General features: G+C 73.3%; 16 protein-coding genes. 10 read left to right on the plus strand and 6 right to left on the minus strand.

Annotated elements, in window-relative coordinates:
- Positions 1 to 98 precede the first annotated feature (98 nt).
- The gene (locus ACWEQG_RS21540; protein ID WP_452287066.1) at positions 99 to 1,142 is read right to left on the minus strand and encodes a helix-turn-helix domain-containing protein; all 1,044 of its coding nucleotides are present in this window, start codon (positions 1,140 to 1,142) and stop codon (positions 99 to 101) included.
- Positions 1,143 to 1,275: 133 nt separating this feature from the next.
- Here ACWEQG_RS21540 and ACWEQG_RS21545 point away from each other — a divergent pair, with 133 nt between their 5' ends.
- Together ACWEQG_RS21545 and ACWEQG_RS21550 are read left to right on the plus strand one after the other, a co-directional pair.
- The gene (locus tag ACWEQG_RS21545) at positions 1,276 to 2,172 is read left to right on the plus strand and encodes an alpha/beta hydrolase (RefSeq protein WP_452287068.1); all 897 of its coding nucleotides are present in this window, start codon (positions 1,276 to 1,278) and stop codon (positions 2,170 to 2,172) included.
- Positions 2,173 to 2,245: 73 nt separating this feature from the next.
- On the plus strand, positions 2,246 to 3,286 hold the full coding sequence (locus ACWEQG_RS21550) for an alpha/beta hydrolase (protein ID WP_452287070.1): 1,041 nt from the start codon (positions 2,246 to 2,248) through the stop codon (positions 3,284 to 3,286).
- Positions 3,287 to 3,368: 82 nt separating this feature from the next.
- Here ACWEQG_RS21550 and ACWEQG_RS21555 read toward each other — a convergent pair whose 3' ends face one another.
- The 3 genes from ACWEQG_RS21555 to ACWEQG_RS21565 all read right to left on the minus strand — a co-directional run bounded on the left by ACWEQG_RS21555 (position 3,369) and on the right by ACWEQG_RS21565 (position 6,687).
- Positions 3,369 to 4,106: a lysophospholipid acyltransferase family protein gene (locus ACWEQG_RS21555; RefSeq protein WP_452287071.1), complete on the minus strand. Its 738-nt coding sequence runs from the start codon at positions 4,104 to 4,106 to the stop codon at positions 3,369 to 3,371.
- A 68-nt stretch (positions 4,107 to 4,174) separates the two neighbouring features.
- Positions 4,175 to 5,917, minus strand: coding sequence for a thiamine pyrophosphate-binding protein (locus ACWEQG_RS21560; protein WP_452287073.1), 1,743 nt, complete (start codon positions 5,915 to 5,917; stop codon positions 4,175 to 4,177).
- Positions 5,914 to 6,687, minus strand: coding sequence for a cyclase family protein (locus ACWEQG_RS21565; protein ID WP_452287075.1), 774 nt, complete (start codon positions 6,685 to 6,687; stop codon positions 5,914 to 5,916). The genes ACWEQG_RS21560 and ACWEQG_RS21565 overlap by 4 nt, the downstream gene beginning before the upstream one ends.
- Before the next feature lie 99 nt (positions 6,688 to 6,786).
- On the opposite strand from ACWEQG_RS21565, the gene ACWEQG_RS21570 reads away from it, so the two are divergent.
- From ACWEQG_RS21570 to dhaM, 4 genes are all read left to right on the plus strand, one after another.
- Positions 6,787 to 8,376, plus strand: coding sequence for a hypothetical protein (locus tag ACWEQG_RS21570; RefSeq protein ID WP_452287077.1), 1,590 nt, complete (start codon positions 6,787 to 6,789; stop codon positions 8,374 to 8,376).
- A 148-nt stretch (positions 8,377 to 8,524) separates the two neighbouring features.
- Complete coding sequence (gene dhaK, locus ACWEQG_RS21575; protein ID WP_452287079.1) at positions 8,525 to 9,517, plus strand: dihydroxyacetone kinase subunit DhaK; 993 nt, start codon at positions 8,525 to 8,527, stop codon at positions 9,515 to 9,517.
- A gap of 28 nt (positions 9,518 to 9,545) precedes the next feature.
- Positions 9,546 to 10,172, plus strand: coding sequence for a dihydroxyacetone kinase subunit DhaL (gene dhaL, locus ACWEQG_RS21580; protein WP_452287081.1), 627 nt, complete (start codon positions 9,546 to 9,548; stop codon positions 10,170 to 10,172).
- Positions 10,173 to 10,204: 32 nt separating this feature from the next.
- Complete coding sequence (gene dhaM, locus ACWEQG_RS21585) at positions 10,205 to 10,579, plus strand: dihydroxyacetone kinase phosphoryl donor subunit DhaM (protein ID WP_452287082.1); 375 nt, start codon at positions 10,205 to 10,207, stop codon at positions 10,577 to 10,579.
- Positions 10,580 to 10,655: 76 nt separating this feature from the next.
- Here dhaM and ACWEQG_RS21590 read toward each other — a convergent pair whose 3' ends face one another.
- A complete protein-coding gene (locus tag ACWEQG_RS21590) occupies positions 10,656 to 11,171 on the minus strand; it encodes a MarR family winged helix-turn-helix transcriptional regulator (protein WP_452287084.1) in 516 nt (171 codons plus the stop codon).
- A gap of 66 nt (positions 11,172 to 11,237) precedes the next feature.
- Here ACWEQG_RS21590 and ACWEQG_RS21595 point away from each other — a divergent pair, with 66 nt between their 5' ends.
- From ACWEQG_RS21595 to ACWEQG_RS21610, 4 genes are all read left to right on the plus strand, one after another.
- Positions 11,238 to 11,630, plus strand: a complete 393-nt coding sequence (locus ACWEQG_RS21595; RefSeq protein ID WP_452287087.1) for an HGxxPAAW family protein — start codon at positions 11,238 to 11,240, stop codon at positions 11,628 to 11,630.
- A 26-nt stretch (positions 11,631 to 11,656) separates the two neighbouring features.
- Positions 11,657 to 12,727 (plus strand): hypothetical protein, encoded by a 1,071-nt coding sequence (locus tag ACWEQG_RS21600; protein WP_452287089.1) that lies wholly within the window; start codon positions 11,657 to 11,659, stop codon positions 12,725 to 12,727.
- A gap of 56 nt (positions 12,728 to 12,783) precedes the next feature.
- Complete coding sequence (locus ACWEQG_RS21605; protein ID WP_452287091.1) at positions 12,784 to 13,365, plus strand: hypothetical protein; 582 nt, start codon at positions 12,784 to 12,786, stop codon at positions 13,363 to 13,365.
- A gap of 94 nt (positions 13,366 to 13,459) precedes the next feature.
- Positions 13,460 to 13,939, plus strand: a complete 480-nt coding sequence (locus ACWEQG_RS21610; RefSeq protein ID WP_363463052.1) for a cupin domain-containing protein — start codon at positions 13,460 to 13,462, stop codon at positions 13,937 to 13,939.
- Positions 13,940 to 14,078: 139 nt separating this feature from the next.
- Here the strand turns inward: ACWEQG_RS21610 and ACWEQG_RS21615 are convergent, their stop codons facing one another.
- Positions 14,079 to 15,536 carry an arabinofuranosidase catalytic domain-containing protein gene (locus ACWEQG_RS21615; protein WP_452287093.1) on the minus strand — a complete coding sequence of 486 codons (1,458 nt, stop codon included), beginning with the start codon at positions 15,534 to 15,536 and terminating at the stop codon, positions 14,079 to 14,081.
- Between the last annotated feature and the right edge of the window lie 273 nt (positions 15,537 to 15,809).

Consider the following 15,809-nt stretch of genomic DNA (forward strand, 5'->3'; position numbering starts at 1 on the left):
GACCCGTGGTCAACCCTCCGGCGTAACGGCCGTGTTGCGGAAGCGGACAGACGTCACGGGCACTGCTCGCGGACGCGGGGTGGCGAGGCGGAGCGGGCTCAGCCGGTCAGCAGCCGCCAGGTGGTAAGGGCGATCCCGGCCCGGGTCAGTCCGGCCGGTTCGGTGAGGTCGATGCCGAGGGTCCGCCCGATCCGGCCGAGGCGCCGGGCGACGCTGCTGTGGTGCAGGTGGAGAAGGTCGGCGGCACGGCGCAGGGAGCCGGTGCCGCAGCAGACGTCCAGGGTCTCCAGATCCTCCGGGTCGGCGGCCAGCCGGGCGATCGCGGCCACGTCGGGATTGCCGAGCGCGGCGTCCCGGGGGATGTCGGCCAGGAGCGCCAGCGCGCCCAGGTCGTCGTAGTGGACGACCGGCCGCCGCGCAGTGGTGAAGCGGAGCGCCGTACGGGCCCGTGACCAGGAACAAACCGGGCTCTCGGCGGCGCCGACGCCCGCGCGTACGCCTGCCGGAAAGCGAGCCGTGTCCACGGTGGCGGCCACAATGACGCCCACGTCGGCGAGTGACGCCGCCTTCACCGGGTGATCCGGGCAGATCAGGCCGCCGACCCGGTCGAGCGGGAGCTGCGAGCGGACGGCGACGACGAGGACGGGCACCCCGGCGGGGAATCCCAGGAGCCGCAGGGCCCGGGCGCGGGCCGCCTCGTCACTGCCCGCGCTGATCGCGAGCTCGACGAGGGCGGGATCGGCCATGGTGGTGCGGGCCGGGCCGTACCGCTCGGCGACCGCCGCGGCGGCGATGGCGAGCCGGTTCAGCAGCACCTCGTCCAGAGGGCCGGGCGGGCCGGGGCGCTCCAGCCACACCGCGCCGATCTCCTCCTCGTCGAGCACGATCGGCGCCGTGCTCGACGGCGGTGCCGGCGGCGACGGCGGTTCGGGCGCCCGCCTGCCGTCGGGCGCCATGCGGACGGCCGGCCCCGCGCCCTGGAGCCTGATCCCGGCCACGCACTCGGCCAGGCCCGCCGAGGCCCGGGCGAGCGCCGGCAGATCCACCCGCCGTCGCATCAGCGTGTCGTAGAACGCGACGACGCGGGCCACTCCTTGGACGTGCGGATCCAGCTGTGACAGCCGGTCGGCCAGAGCCTCCATGCCCCAAGGCTAGGTCGTGTCTCCCTGGAGCCGCCCTCGACCGGGAGATCGCGCCGGTCGGCGCGCGATCCGGGTGGGATGCGCGACGACCGGCGGATGATCCCCGGAGGCGGCGACCGCGAGGATGGCCGGCATGGATCCCGAGCTGGAAGCCTTCATCCCCTTTCTCGCGCCCGTCGACCTGGACGACCCCGTCGCCACGCGGGAGAGCCTCGCCGAGCGGGCCGCCGCGCGACCGGTGCCGGACGTCGCGGGCATGGAGATCGAGGACCGCACGGTGCCCGCCGCCCCGGACGTGCCGGTGCGGATCTACCGCCCGCGCGAGGCCCGGGGCGCGGTCGTCTGGATGCGCGGCGGCGGATGGGTCTTCGGCGATCTGGACACCGAGCACCTGTGGGCCACCCTCATCGCCGGCGCCTCGGGTGCGGTGGTGATCTCGGTGGACTACCGCCGCGCCCCCGAACACCGCTTCCCCGCGGCCCTGGACGACGCCTACGCCGTGCTGACCTGGACCGCCCGGAACGCCGCGTGGCTCGGCGTCGACCCGGCGCGGATCGCGGTCGGAGGGCACAGCTCCGGCGCGAACCTCGCCGCCGCGCTGGCGTTGCGGGCACGCGACGAGCAGGGGCCGCCGATCCGCTTCCAGCTGCTCAACGAGGCCACGCTGGACGACCGGCAGCGGACGTGGTCGCGGCGCACCTTCACCGGCACACCGTGGTCGACACGCGATCGCGTGGCCGCGGCCTGGCGGTACTACCTGGGCTCCGCGCCCGCCACGCCGTACGCCGCGCCGGCGCGGGCCACGGACCTGTCGGGCCTGCCGCCCGCCTACATCGCGACCGCGGAGTTCGACCCGAACCGCGACGAGGACATCGACTACGCGCTGCGCCTGCTGCGGGCGGGGGTGCCGGTCGAGCTGCACCAGTGGCCCGGCACCTTCCACGGCTCGCTGGCGATCCTGTCCGCCGAGGTGTCGCAGCGGCAGATCGCCGAGCTCGGCGCCGCGCTGCGCCGCGCTCTGGCCGCATGAGGCCGGCCGCCGGCCGGGCTGACGCACGTACGGACCGGCCGTGAGCGGAACCAACCGATCGAGAGGACCTTCGATGAGCGAAGTCACCGGCACCGAACGGCCGCCCCTGGGCATCCGGTTGCTGCACGCCCTGGGCACTGAGCCCGACTGGACGGCGATGACGGCCGAGGAGCTGGCCGCCCTGCGCGAGGCCGTCAACCGCAAGCGGGCGTCCCGTCTGGCGCGGCTGGTCACCGGGTTCCCGGACCGCGATGCCGAGATCCGGTGGCAGGAGGTGGCACTGCCCGGCCGCGGGCTCCGGGTCCGGGTGTACCGGCCCTCGGCCGGGCCCGGAGGCGGACGCGGCGGTGAGGGCGGTGGTGGGGGCGGCGTCGGAAGCGGTGGGGGCGCGGACCCGACCGCCCTGCCGCTCGTGCTGCACGTGCACGGCGGTGGCTTCGTGGGCACGGCCGTGCAGAGCGACTGGGTGAACAGTCATCTCGCCGCCCGGCTGCCCGCGGTCGTCGTCTCGGTCGAGCACCGTCTCCTCGACGAGCGGACCCCGCTGGCGGCGGCCGTGGACGACGGCTGGGACGCGCTCCGGCACGTGGTGGCGCACGCCGCGCGGTGGGGAGTCGACCCGGCGCGGATCGCGGTCTTCGGCGAGAGCACCGGCGCGCTGGTCACCGCCCTGGCCGCGATCCGGGCCAGGCGGTCGGGGCCGGCTCTGCGGGCGCAGGTGCTGGTCAACCCCGCCGTCGACCTGACCCCGGAGGGGTTCGAGCACCCCTCGATGAGGGAGCACGCCGACAGCCCGGGCCTCACCATGCCGCAGATGCGGCTGTTCCGGCGGCTCGCCGTGCGGCCGGGAGCCGACCCTCGTGCGGTGTCGCCGCTGCACGCCGACGATTTGCGCGGCCTGGCCCCGGCGCTCGTGGTGGTGCCGACCATCGATCCGGTGGCCGACCAGGGCCGCTGTTACGCCGGACGGCTGCGGGCGGCCGGGACGCCCGCGCGGCTCATCGAATACCCCGGAGCGACACACGCCTTCCTCAGCATGCCGGGCGTGGTGCCGCACGCGAAGGCCGCGCGGGCGGAGATCGCCGAGTTCCTCCGCGAGACCCTGGCCGCGTGACGGGCGCCTGACGGTCGTCGTACAGGCACCTGACAGCGTGGCCGCCGCCGGTCCCGGGCGACGGCGCGAGGGCGGGCGGCGGCTACGCGCGGCGCGGCCGGGCGGCGGCGTCCAGGGCGGCGGCCTCCTCGGGGGTGGGCGCCGTGCCGCCGAGGTGCGCGGGCTGCCACCACACGCCCCGCGGCTGGTCGGGATAGGTCCGCTGGGCCTCGTCGAGCAGGTCCGACATCCGCCGCCGCAGGTCGTCGGTGAGCGCGGCGATGTCGTCGCCCGGCATCGGGCGCATGGGCTCGCCGACCAGGATCGTGATCGGGACGTGCCGCTGGAGCAGTTTGCGGGGGCGGCCCTTGGTCCACAGCCGCTGGCCGCCCCACAGGGCGACCGGGATCACGGGCACCCCGGCCTCGGCCGCCATCCGGATCGGGCCGTTCTTGATCTCCTTGATCGTGAACGACCTGCTGATCGTCGCCTCGGCGAAGTTGCCGACGATCTCGCCGTCCTTGAGGGCCCGTACGGCGGCGTCGTAGGCTCCCGCCCCGGCCGACCGGTCCACCGGGATGTGGTGCATGCCGCGCATCAACGGGCCCGACACCGGATGGTCGAAGACCTCCTTCTTGGCCATGAACCGGACCAGCCGTCCGGCGGGGTGGGCGGCGAAGCCGGCGAAGATGAAGTCGAGGTAGCTGACGTGGTTGCTCACCAGGACCGCGCCGCCGCTGCGGGGTATCCGCTCCGTGCCCTCCAGGTGGAACCTCAGGTCGAGCAGTTTGAAGGCGGTCAGCGCGGTCCTCAGGACCGGCGGGTACACGATCTCAGCCATGCTGAAACCGTAACCTACTCACGCGTAACCTAACCGGGGCCGAAGGTCCTCTTCGCACGACCGGGCCGTCAGTGGCCGCGGAAGGCCTCCTCCAGCCACCACGACGGGCGGTCGGCGGTGACCTTCGCGTGGACGAGCAGGGGCTTGTCGCGCGGCCCCTTCAGCCACTCGGCGACGCCGGACAGGTCCTCCTCCCCCCGTACGGTCACCGCCTCGAAGCCGAAGCCCCGGGCGATCGCCGCGATGTCGGCGGGCGGGAAGGTGACCGTGCCGAGCGGGAACCCGCCGGGGCCGAAGTGGTGGACCTCCGCGCCGTACCCGTCGTCGTCGTAGACCACGACCACCATGGGCAGGCCGAGCCGTACGACCGTCTCCAGCTCGGCGACGCCCATCAGGGCCCCGCCGTCGCCGAGCGCGGCGACGGCCAGCCGGTCGGGCCGCGCGACGGCCGCGCCGATCGCGGTGGCCAGGCCCAGCCCGATCGACTGGAACGCCTGGGTGAAGCAGAACGCGCCGCCGTCCGGGACCGTGAGGAACATCGACGGATATCCCATGAAGTTGCCGGAGTCCACGGCGACCAGTCGCTCCTGCGGGAGCAGGTCGTCGAGCCCGATGGTCAGCGTGCGGGGGTCGATGCGTCCCCCGGCGCTCAGGTCCTCGTACGGCACGTCGCGCCAACGCCCCTCGCGGACGATGCGCTCGGCGATCTCCGGGGCGCGGTATCCGCGCCTGCCCGCTTCGCCGTCGGCTACGCCCTCGCCGAGCAGGGCGGCGACCGCCCGCGCGGTCTCGCGTACGTCGCCGACCACGCCGAGGTCGATCTCGCGGTGCACGCCCAGCGCGTCGGGGTCGAGGTCCACCTGGACGACCTTGGTCTCCGGCCCGATCAGCGCGCCGTGCCGGGTGGTCCACATGGTGAACGAGCAGCCCCAGCCGACGACGAGGTCGGCATCGCGGATCAGCTCGGCCGCGAGCGGGGTGGCGAACCCGCCGCTCACGTCGAGGTCCCAGGGACTGCCGTGGAAGTTGCCCTTGGCGACGGCCGATGTGGCGAACAGCGCCCCCACCCGCTCGCCGAGCGCCTCCAGCTCCCGCCGCGCGCCCCGGGCTCCCCGGCCGGCCACGAAGACCGGGCGCCGCGCCTCGGCCAGCAGCCGGGTGAACCGCGTCAAGGCGTCGGACGGCTCCGCCGGGAGCCCCTCCACCTCCTCGTCGTCCCCTGAATCGACGGGGAACGTCAGCCCCCACGCCGCCGGCACGCGGCTCGCCACGTCGCGGTGCCCGCGGCCGGCCAGCAGTTCGCGCACGGCCTCGGCGGCCTCCTCGGGCAGCGTCTCGGCCTGCACGTCCAGCGGCAGGTTGAGCACCACGGTCCGGCGCCCGAGCAGGGCGGCGAGGAAGGCCATCACGGTGTCGTCCACGACCGTCTCCGCCGACCCGACCCGGGCGCAGTGCGCGCCCACGGCCTCGGCGAGCGCGGTCTGGTCGACGCGGAAGTTGGAGGTGGGCGAGGTCACCTCCGGGGCGAGCACCAGCAGCGGGGTACGGCTCTTGGCCGCCTCGGTGACGCCGGTCAGCGCGTTGGTCAGGCCGGGCCCCTGGTGGACGGTGAGCACGGCGACCGTGCCGCTCATCCGGGCGTAGGCGTCGGCCATCGTCGCGGCCCCGCCCTCGTGCCGCGCCGCGACGTACCGCACGCCGTGCTCGACGAGGGCGTTGGTGACGTGGAAGTTGCCGCTGCCGACGACGCCGAAGGCCGCCCGTACGCCGAGGGCGGCGAGGGCCGCGCCGACGGCCTCCGCGACGTTCACCGCTCCACCAGCGCGAGCACGCGCACCGGGCTGCCGGAGCCGCCGACGATCGGCAGCGGGCCGGCGACCACGACCGCGCCCGTCGCCGGTAGCCGGTCGAGGTTGCGCAGCTGCGTCAGGCCGTACTTCCCCGCGCCGAGCAGGTACGAGTGGCACGGGAACGCGGGGTCGAAGGAGTGGGCGGCGCCCGCGTCGGTGCCCACGGTCTCCACGCCGATGCCCGCGATCGGGGTCTCCTCGGCCAGGAAGCGGGCGCAGGCGGGCGACATGCCGGGCGTGTGCGGCCCCGTCTCGTCGGCGTTGAGGAATTCCGCCTGGTCGTGGGCGCGCACGTCCCAGCCGGTGCGGTACAGCAGCCAGCCGCCGTCCGGCAGCGGCCCGTGCTCGGCTTCCCACGCCTTCACGTGGTCGATCTCCAGCAGGAAGTCGGGGTTCGCGGCCGACTCGGCGCTGAAGTCGAGCACCACGGCGGGGGCGATCAGCTTGGCGGGGGCCACCTGCGACACGTCCTCGCCGTCACGCGCGGTCACCCAGTGGACGGGCGCGTCGAAGTGCGTGCCGGTGTGCTCGCCCGTGGTGAAGTTGTTCCAGTACCAGCCCGGTCCGCGGTCGTCGTACCGGCTGATCTCCTGCAGCGAGAACGGCACCGTCTGCCCGAACGGCTCCGGCAGCAACAGGATCGGTGTCTTGTCGCTCAGCGGCGCGGTGAGGTCGAGCACCTCGATCCCCCCGCTCCGGATGCCGTCCACCAAATCCCGCAACACCGACACTGCGCCTCCCAACAGTCAGGACACCCCTGCGATACTCCTACACCTCCGCCCCCGAACGCCATATCCCGGTGAAATGCAACGCCCGCACCCGCCCGCGCGATGAACCGTACAGGGGGCCTGATCACCGATCCACGCGGGAGGACGCGGATGGCGCGGGCGGCCTATCGGATCCGCACGACAGCCGGGGCGTGGCTCGGCCATCCCGCGACGCTTGCCGCGATCGCCGTGCTCCTCGTCAACGACCACCTGCTCAAACGCCTGTGGCCGGGCGTGGTCACCGGCAAGCTGAGCGACGTCGCGGGCATGCTGGTCGCCCCGCCGCTGCTCGCGCTCGCCGCGGCCCTCGCCGTCCGGCGCCCCGTCGCCGCCGCCCGGGGCGGCGTCTCGCGGAGCGGTGCCGGCGCGCCCGGCGAGGCGGACAGGCGGGCCGCCCTGGCCGCGATCCTGCTGACCGCCGTGCTCTTCACGGTCGTCAAGACCACGGCGGCGGGGGCCCGGGCGGCCGAGGACGTCTGGGCGCTTTTCACCCCCTCCGCCCGCGTCGTCGCGGACCCCTCCGACCTGCTCGCCCTGCCCGCTCTCGGCCTCGCGTGGCTGGTCCGGCTGCGCGCCGTGGAGACCGCCGACCGTCTGCGGCGCGCCGTACGCCGGGCCCGGCTGCTGGTCGCCCTGCCCGCGGCCGTCCTCGCGGTCACGGCCACGGCCGCGCCCTACGACCCGCCGTCCGCCGGGCACGTGGAGGCGCACGACGCCGTGATCGTCGTGTACACCAACGGCTACAGCCGTCTGGGAGTCGCGACGAGCGACCAGGGCCGGACCTGGCATCGCTGGACCAGCCCGCCCTCGGAGAAGTCATCGCGGACCACGGCCTGCGTCCCCGGCGAGCCGAGGCGCTGCTACCGGGTGGTCCCGCCTCTGCTCCTGGTCGAGCAGTCCGACGACGCGGGAGCCACCTGGACGACGGCCTGGCAGGTCCCCGCCGCCCGGCAGCACTACCTGTACCGGAACCTCGACCCGTACGAGGGCGACCGCACCGACAGGGCGCAGTCCATGGCCGTCGCGGTCCTGCCGGTGCCCGGGGGGCACCTCGTCGCCGTGGCCAACGGCCGCGACGGCGTAGCGCTGCGCGACGTCGCCGGACGATGGCACCGGCTCGGCCTCCGGGGATACGAGGACCTGTCCGAGCAGGCGGCCATCCCCCTGTCGGCGCCCGGAGAGCGTATCGAGGCGGAGACGGGGACGGCTTACCTCGTCGCGCTCACCGTGTTGCTGGCCGCGCTCTGGTTCGCCGGCGGCTGGCGCAGGTCGCCGATCGGGTTCGCGATCTCCGGGGTCCTCGCCTGGGTGGGCCTCTACATGACGGTGAAGGGCCCGCCGGGACTCTACGGGCTGCCGTTCGCGCTCCTCGGCCTGCCGCTCGTGATAATCGGGTGCACCGCGCTGGCCTGCATCGCCGCGTACTCCCGCACCCGGGGACTGGCGTCGATCGCCGCGGCACCGCTGACCTACGCCGCGGTCTACCTGCCGTATCGGGGCTGGAGCGCCGGCTGGCCCGCCGACTACGGCACCGCCACGCTGCTGGCGGCCGTGCTGTGCTGCGCAGCCGTCGCCCTCGGCGCCTATCCCGTGGTCCGGGCCCGAGGCGGCTACCGCGCGGTCGCGCAGACCCTGCGTTCCCGCATGCGCTGACCCTGGGCTCCCGCGCTGACCCTGTGCTTCCGCGTGCGCTGATCCTGCCCCGGGCTCGGGCGACCTCCGGTAGGGCCCGCACGGCGCTTGCGGCTTCGCGAGGAAAGGGCAAGCTGGAGAGCACGACAACGGCAGTAGGGACCGCATCGTGAAGAAGCTCATCAACGGCGCCGACTCCATCGTCACCGACGCGCTGCGCGGCATCGCCGCGGCGCACCCCTCACTCCGCGTGGACCTCGAGAACAGGATCGTCTTCCGCGCGGACGCCCCCACGCCCGGCAAGGTCGGCCTGGTCTCCGGCGGCGGATCGGGCCACGAACCGCTGCACGGCGGATTCGTCGGGTACGGCATGCTCGACGCGGCCTGCCCCGGGGAGGTCTTCACCTCCCCCGTGCCCGACCAGATCATCGAGGCCACCAAGGGCGTCGACGGCGGCGCGGGCGTGCTGCACATCGTGAAGAACTACACCGGCGACGTGCTGAACTTCGAGATGGCCGCCGAGCTCGGCGGCGACGAGGGCGTCGAGGTGGCGACCGTGCTCGTCGACGACGACGTGGCCGTGCAGGACTCGCTGTTCACGGCCGGCCGCCGGGGCACCGGGGCCACGCTGTTCGTGGAGAAGATCGCCGGAGCGCTGGCCGAGACCGGTGCGCCCCTCGCCGAGGTGGCGCGCGCCGCCCGGGAGGTCAACGAGCGCAGCCGCTCCTTCGGGGTGGCGTTGAGCGCCTGCACGGTCCCGGCCGCGGGCAAGCCCACCTTCGAGCTGAGCGACGCGGAGATCGAGCTCGGCATCGGCATCCACGGCGAGCCCGGCCGCGCGCGGGCCCCGATGGGCGAGGCCCGCGAGATCGTCCGTACGGCCATGGACGCGATCCACGCCGACCTCCCGCTGTCCGGGGAGACGCTCGTCATGGTCAACGGCATGGGCGGGACCCCGCTCATCGAGCTGTACATCGTCTTCGCCGAGGTGGAGGCATACCTGCGGGAGAAGGGCGCGACGGCCGTGCGCAGCCTCGTCGGCAACTACGTGACCAGCCTCGACATGCAGGGCTTCTCGGTGACGACGTGCTCGCTGACCGGGGAGCTCACCCGGCTCTGGGACGCGCCCGTGGAGACGCCGGCGCTGCGCTGGGGCCGCTGACCGCCATCGGAACCTCTGGAGCCCACTCGTGAACACCGAGTTCTTCGCCGCGTGGATCGACGAGATCGCCGCCGCCGTGCGGGCGCGGCGCGACCACCTCACCCAGCTGGACGCCGCGATCGGCGACGCCGACCACGGCGCCAACCTCGACCGCGGGTTCACCGCCGTGCGGGAGGCTCTGGCCGGCGCCTCCCCGCCAACCCCGGGCGCGCTCCTCGTCCTCGCCGGCTCCACGCTCATCCGCAAGGTCGGCGGGGCGTCCGGCCCTCTGTACGGCACCGCCTTCCGTGAGATGGGCAAGGCGTTCGGCGAGGCCGCCGAGGTCTCGCCGGCCGAGCTGAGCACCGCGCTGGACGCGGCCCTGTCCGGGGTGCGGCGCCTCGGAGCCGCCGCCGAAGGCGACAAGACCATGGTCGACGCCCTCGCCCCGGCCGCCAGGGCGCTGGCTCAGGCCGTACGGGACGGGCTGAAGGTGGAGGAGGCGCTGGAGGCGGCGGCCGCCGCGGCCGAGCAGGGGGCCGGGGCGACGGTCCCGTTGCAGGCGCGCAAGGGGCGGGCCAGCTACCTGGGGCCGCGCAGCGTCGGGCACGAGGATCCGGGCGCGGCCTCGACGGCTCTCCTGTTCGGCGCGCTCAGGGCCGCCGCCTCCCGATGACGGGGGTGGCGAACACGTCTCGGGGAAGGCGAATGGTCGGCATCGTACTCATCTCACACAGCAGCGGCCTCGCCGAGGAGGTGGCCGCGCTGGCCAGGCAGATCGGCGGCGCGCAGGTCCCGCTGGCGGCGGCGGGCGGCACCGAGGACGGCGGCCTCGGCACCAGTCCCGACCGGGTGACCGCCGCAATCGAGGAGGTGAACCGGGGGGACGGCGTCGTGCTGATCCCCGACCTCGGCAGCTCGGTGCTCACCGCCCGGCTGCTGGAGTCGCCGGGTGACGTCGTGGTCGCCGACGTGCCGTTCGTGGAGGGCGCCATCTCCGCGGTCGTCGCGGCGGGCGGCGGGGCCTCGCTGGACGGTGTGCTGGCGGCGGCGGAGGAGGCGTGGCAGGTCCGCAAGCTCTGAACGCGACCCCGGTACGCCTTCACGGGCGAACGGCACGGCGTGGCGCGTCTCCTGAGACCAGGCGCGAGGGCCGGCCTCAACGGCTCCGCGTGCGCCGGGTGCGGGGCATGGCGGCGAGCTGGTCGTGCCGGATCTCCTCCAGGTAGGCCCGCATGAGGTCGCCCGCGCGGGTGAACCAGTCGGACAGCACGGCGATCTCGGCGGGCGTGTAGTCGGCGAACAGCTCGTTCAACCGCCGGTAGAACGGCTCGTAGACGGCCGCCGCGGTGGTGACCGCTGCCTCGTCGGCGACGACGCGCACGCGGCGGCGGTCGGCGGGGTCGGGTTGCCGGTGCGCGTATCCGGCGCGTTCGAGGCGGTTCAGCACGCCGGTCACCGCGCCCGTGGTCAGGCCGGCCTGCTCGGCGAGCGCGCCCGCGCTGATCGGGTCGTCCCCCGCCGCCAGGATGAAGCCCAGGCAGGTGACGTCGGTGACGTTCAGCCCGAGCCGCTGGGCGATGTCGTGCTGCCCGACCAGGCTGAGCGCGATCAGCTGATCCATGCCGGTCAGGGCCTGCTCGGGCGTCGCCTCCGGACGCGGCTTGCCGTCCATCCCCAATCTCCTTAGTATCTAAGATGTTTAGTTCGTGAGATAAGTTTCTCGCCGTCAAGGAGAATCATGAGCGCGATCCACGACGACGTCGATCTCGGGCACACGGTCGCCGGCTGGGCCGGCTGCGTCGTCGTGCTGTGCGGCTGCGCGACGGCGGGGGCGGCGATGTGCGCCGCCTCGCCCCTCGGCGTACGGCTCGGCATCGGCGTGATCGCCCTGGGCGGCCTGATCACCTGGGCCCTGCACCTCGCGGGCTGGGGCAAGCCCAGCGGCCCCCGGCCTCCGGAGCAGTGGAACTGGCGGACGAGGGACCCGATGACGGGCCACGGCGACTGCCTCGCCTGCCGTCTCGCGGGCGGCGCCGGCCGCCGCGAGCTGGTCCCCGCCGTCAGTCCGGACACCCCCGTCGCGTCGCCTGCTCCGGAGAAGCCGCTCTCCCCCGCGCTCGCCGACCGATGAGCGGCCCCCTGTCGTAGCATCATGCGGTGCTCGACCAGGTTATCGACCGACAGTGCGACGACCTCTTCCGCGCCGCGCGGGCGCAGGACCCTCCCGGTTTCCTGGCGACCCTACAGGAGCTGTGGGAGGGAACCGAGGACTGCGACCCGGCCACCGCGGACGCCGTCCTCGTCCGCCTGTGCGGTCTGTTCGGTCAGCTGAATCCCGGGCTCGGCGCGCGGCTGGCCGTCATGGGCGGTGCGATGGTCGAGAGCGGGGCCGATCCCGCCCCGCTGATCGACCCCGTGGTCGAGGGACTGTGCGACGCGCTGGAGCGGAGCGCCGAGTTCGCCCGCGCCTGGCGCGCGGTCACCGACCGGCGCCTCCCGGAGCCGGGTCCGGAGGACCACGTGCTCCTCGGCGCGGCGCGCGTGCTCTCCGGCCCCTTCGGCCTGCCCGGACGGCTCGGGCTCGGCCGCCGCCTGCCTTTTCCTCGTGCCCTCGATCTGTCCGTCGGCTGGTCGATCGCCGAGGACTGGAGCACTGCCGCGACCACCCTGCTCCAGCGGTCGCCGGCCGTCCGCGCGGAGCTCTCCCGGCGTCCGCGTCTCACCGCGGCGGTCGCCGCCGTGGAGGACGACCGCCCCGACCTGTGGTGCCTGCCGAGGCTCCTGGCCGTGCTCGACGACGAGCCGCTGATCGTCCTGCACCGGCCGGCCGGGCGCGCGTACGCGATGACCATCGGCGGGATCGGGGACAACTTCCAACTTTCCACGCTGCTGGCGCACGTCCTGAAAGAGCACGTGCCGGTGACCATCCCCCATCCCTCGTGGGTCGAGGCCGCCACGGACGGGCCCGTCCGGCCCGAGGCCGGGCCGATCGTGGATCGGTTCGACGTGCGCGACGCGACGGGCGAGCTGATCCGCAACGCCGGGCGTCCCGCCGAGATCCCGCTCCTCGACGGACATCGTGTGGTGGTCCTCGGCAGGCCGTCGTTCCGGCGGACGTGGAACATCGGCCGTACCTTTCCGATGATGCGGCCGTCGATCACCCTCGACCGCGTGCTGTCCGAGGAGGAGACCCGCGTGTGGTCGTCCCGGCTGGTCCCCGTCCCATGACCCTCCCCCGCGGGCGGGCCGTCTAGCGCGGCGCCGCCGGGGTAGTGAGTGCCGTCATGCGTGTGCTCACCCGCCGGATACTGCCGCTCGTCCTGGCACCTGCCCTGACCTCCGGCTGCGGAGCCTTCGACCCCCGCCTGGTCGTCGGCGGGGACTCCGGCGCGGACGGGCCCGTCGGGGTCGTCGTGCTTGACGACACCGTCGCCCACAGGCCGTACTCCCTGGGCGGCTGGGACATGTGCCTGGACCGGCCCGGTTCCGTGACCATCACCAGGGTCGAGCCGATCAGGCCGTACAACGACATCGTGGTTCAGGCGTTCTCGTCCCGGCCGCACACCGGCCCCATGCTCGGCAACGCCGACAGGCCGCTGACCGAGCTCAGCTTCCCCGCGCGCAGTCCCGCCGTCACCACCGTCTGCGAGGAGAGCGACCTCCACACGGAACTCGCCCTGCAGTACGGGAAGACCCGCGACGACAGCGCCGGAGCCGAGGGCGTCCGCATCACCTACACGTCGAAGGGCCGCCGGCACACGGTCGACTTCAACCTCCGCGTACTGCTGTGCGCACCCGGCGCGCCCGCCGAACGATGCGAGAAGACGTATGAGGAACTCCTCGCACCGGGCGACGACGGCGATTAGCCTTCACCGCGTCGGCGACACACCGCTCGTCCGGCCGCCGTCGAACGACGCGGTCCGCCCGACGAGCGACTCGAACCCGGGGAGAGGAAGACCTTTGACCTATCCGCCGCCGTCCTACCACGGGGACACCGGCGAGCTGACGGCGTCGTACCGGCGCCCGGACGCGACGCCCGAGCTGGACTACCCGAGCGGCACCACGGTGCACTACCTGGCGACAGGCGCGACGACCAACGGGCAGTTCGGGCTCTACCGTTGGGACATGGGACCGGAGCCGAGCGGACCGGCGGAGCACTTCCACCGGTCGATCTCCGAATCGTTCTACATCCTCTCCGGCACGGTCCGGATCTACGACGGGCGGCGCTGGATCGACACCGGTCCCGGCGACTTCGTGCACGTCCCGGAGGGCGGCGTACACGCGTTCCGCAACGAGTCGGGAGAGCCGGCGTCGATGCTGCTGCACTTCGCGCCCGGCGCGCCGCGCGAGGGGTACTTCGAGGGACTGCTCACGCTCGCGACCATGAGCGAAGAGGAGAAGGCGGAGTTCTACCTCCGCCACGACACCTTCTGGCTCTGAGGAGCCTTCCCGCGCGATGTGCCGGGCCGGGCCCTGGTTGCGCCTTACGACTATGTCGCGCCTTCGGGCGGAGGCCCGTTCCGGGGAGCCGCAGCCCCATCCAAGGTGTCCGGATCTCCGCCCGAGGCGTCTCACAGAATCAGCTACGCAGGCTCCACTGCTGGTTGGCCTGTCCGTTGCAGGACCACAGGATGAGTTTCGTGCCGTTGGCGGTACCGGCCGCGTTGGCGTCGAGGCACAGCCCGGACTGCACGCCGGTGATGGTGCCGTTGGTGTTGACGTTCCACTGCTGGTTGGCCTGGCCGTTACAGTCCCAGATGATCACCTGGGTGCCGTTGGCGTTGCCCTGCCCGTAGGCGTCCAGGCACTTGTTGCCGTACACCTGCAGCTGCTTGCCGGAGGTGTAGGTCCAGCGCTGCATCGTGCCGCCCCAGCAGTCCCAGAGCTGCACCTGCGTGCCGTTGGCGGTGCTGGAGTTCGGCACGTCGACGCACCGGCCGGACTGGCCGCCCACGATCTGGACGTTCTGCTGCGGATCGCCGCCGCCCGCCGGCGCGTAGCCGGCGGCGGCGATGTTGGCCTGTACGGCGTTCTCGGTGGCCTCCGACGGGTAGCCGGAGGTCAATACGCCCTCGAAGAAAGTGCCGCGGCCGGAGACGCTGTTGTCGCCGCCGATGCCGAGCAGGATGGCGCCTTCCTTCTTCATCGGGTGGTAGCCGTTGGGGCGCCGTCCGTCGAAATAGGTCGTCAGGCCGCCCGACTGCGCGTTGCCGCCCCGGATCGCCCAGTGGTTCGGCTCGCCCTTGACCATGGCGGTGACGAAACGGTGATTGATCGAGGGAAGGTTGTTGTAGCCCGCGTTCACCCCGGAGAACAGCCCCCACTCCAGGTCGGCCATGATCCAGGGGCCGGCTCCGGCCCCGTAGCCCCACTGCTTGTTGGCGCCGAAGTAGACGGTCTCCATGATGGCGGGGGCGTCGGCCTGGCCATCCGTCTGCGCGTTGCCGTAGTCGAAGCAGCACCACTGGTTGTAGTGCGTGCCGTCGACGACGGCGTAGATGCCCTCGGGCTGGTCGCCGGTCGCGACGCCGTTGGTGTTGTTGTTGCGGTAGCCGGTGCCGGGCTCCACGCGGACACCGTACGCCTTCTGGCCGCCGATGGTGATCGGGGCCGCCTTCGCGTCGGCGAGATTGTCCCATCCGCCCGGAGCGGGGCCCTTCCAATACCCGGGAGGCGCCTGGGTGAGGCGGTTGTTGCGGCCGGACTGGTCGTAAATGATCGTGATGACGCAGTTCGTGCCGGCGCAGAACGAGTCCTGGGCGGCGGCGTTGACGACTCCGCCCGCGCTCAGCACGCCGATGTCGCGGGTGGTGTTGTCCGAGGCGCGCCGGACCTGGTACAGCGGGCCGTTGTACGCGCCGTACAGAGCACGGGTCGTGCTGTGCGCCGCCACACACGGCGTCCCGCCTGCGGCGTAGATGTCACACGGCTGCGACGCCGCGGCCTGGGCCGTACCACCGCCGACCAGGCAGACGGCGGCGATCAACACGCTCGCCCCCGCCGCGAGCGCCCTTCTCCGGCTTGCGAAAAGCATCATGCCCTCTTCCCTCGATCAGGAGTCACGATCGGACGGCACCGATACGGCAGGCCTCGCCGGGCGGTGTTAGCGCTAACATTTGTGAGCGTCCGAATCGATTCGACGGTTGACGGTGATCCGGAGTCAATTCGAATGAAGGTCCCGGCGTCAAGTACGCGGATCAAACCTCTCGGACGCCCGGATGCCCTCGGCCCACCGTCTGCGCCTTACCGTGACGCGTTCGCATCGGTTCGACGAGGTGGCGTGAAACTTTCATCCCCGAGGCCGCGCCGG

Source organism: Microbispora sp. NPDC004025 (assembly GCF_053604425.1).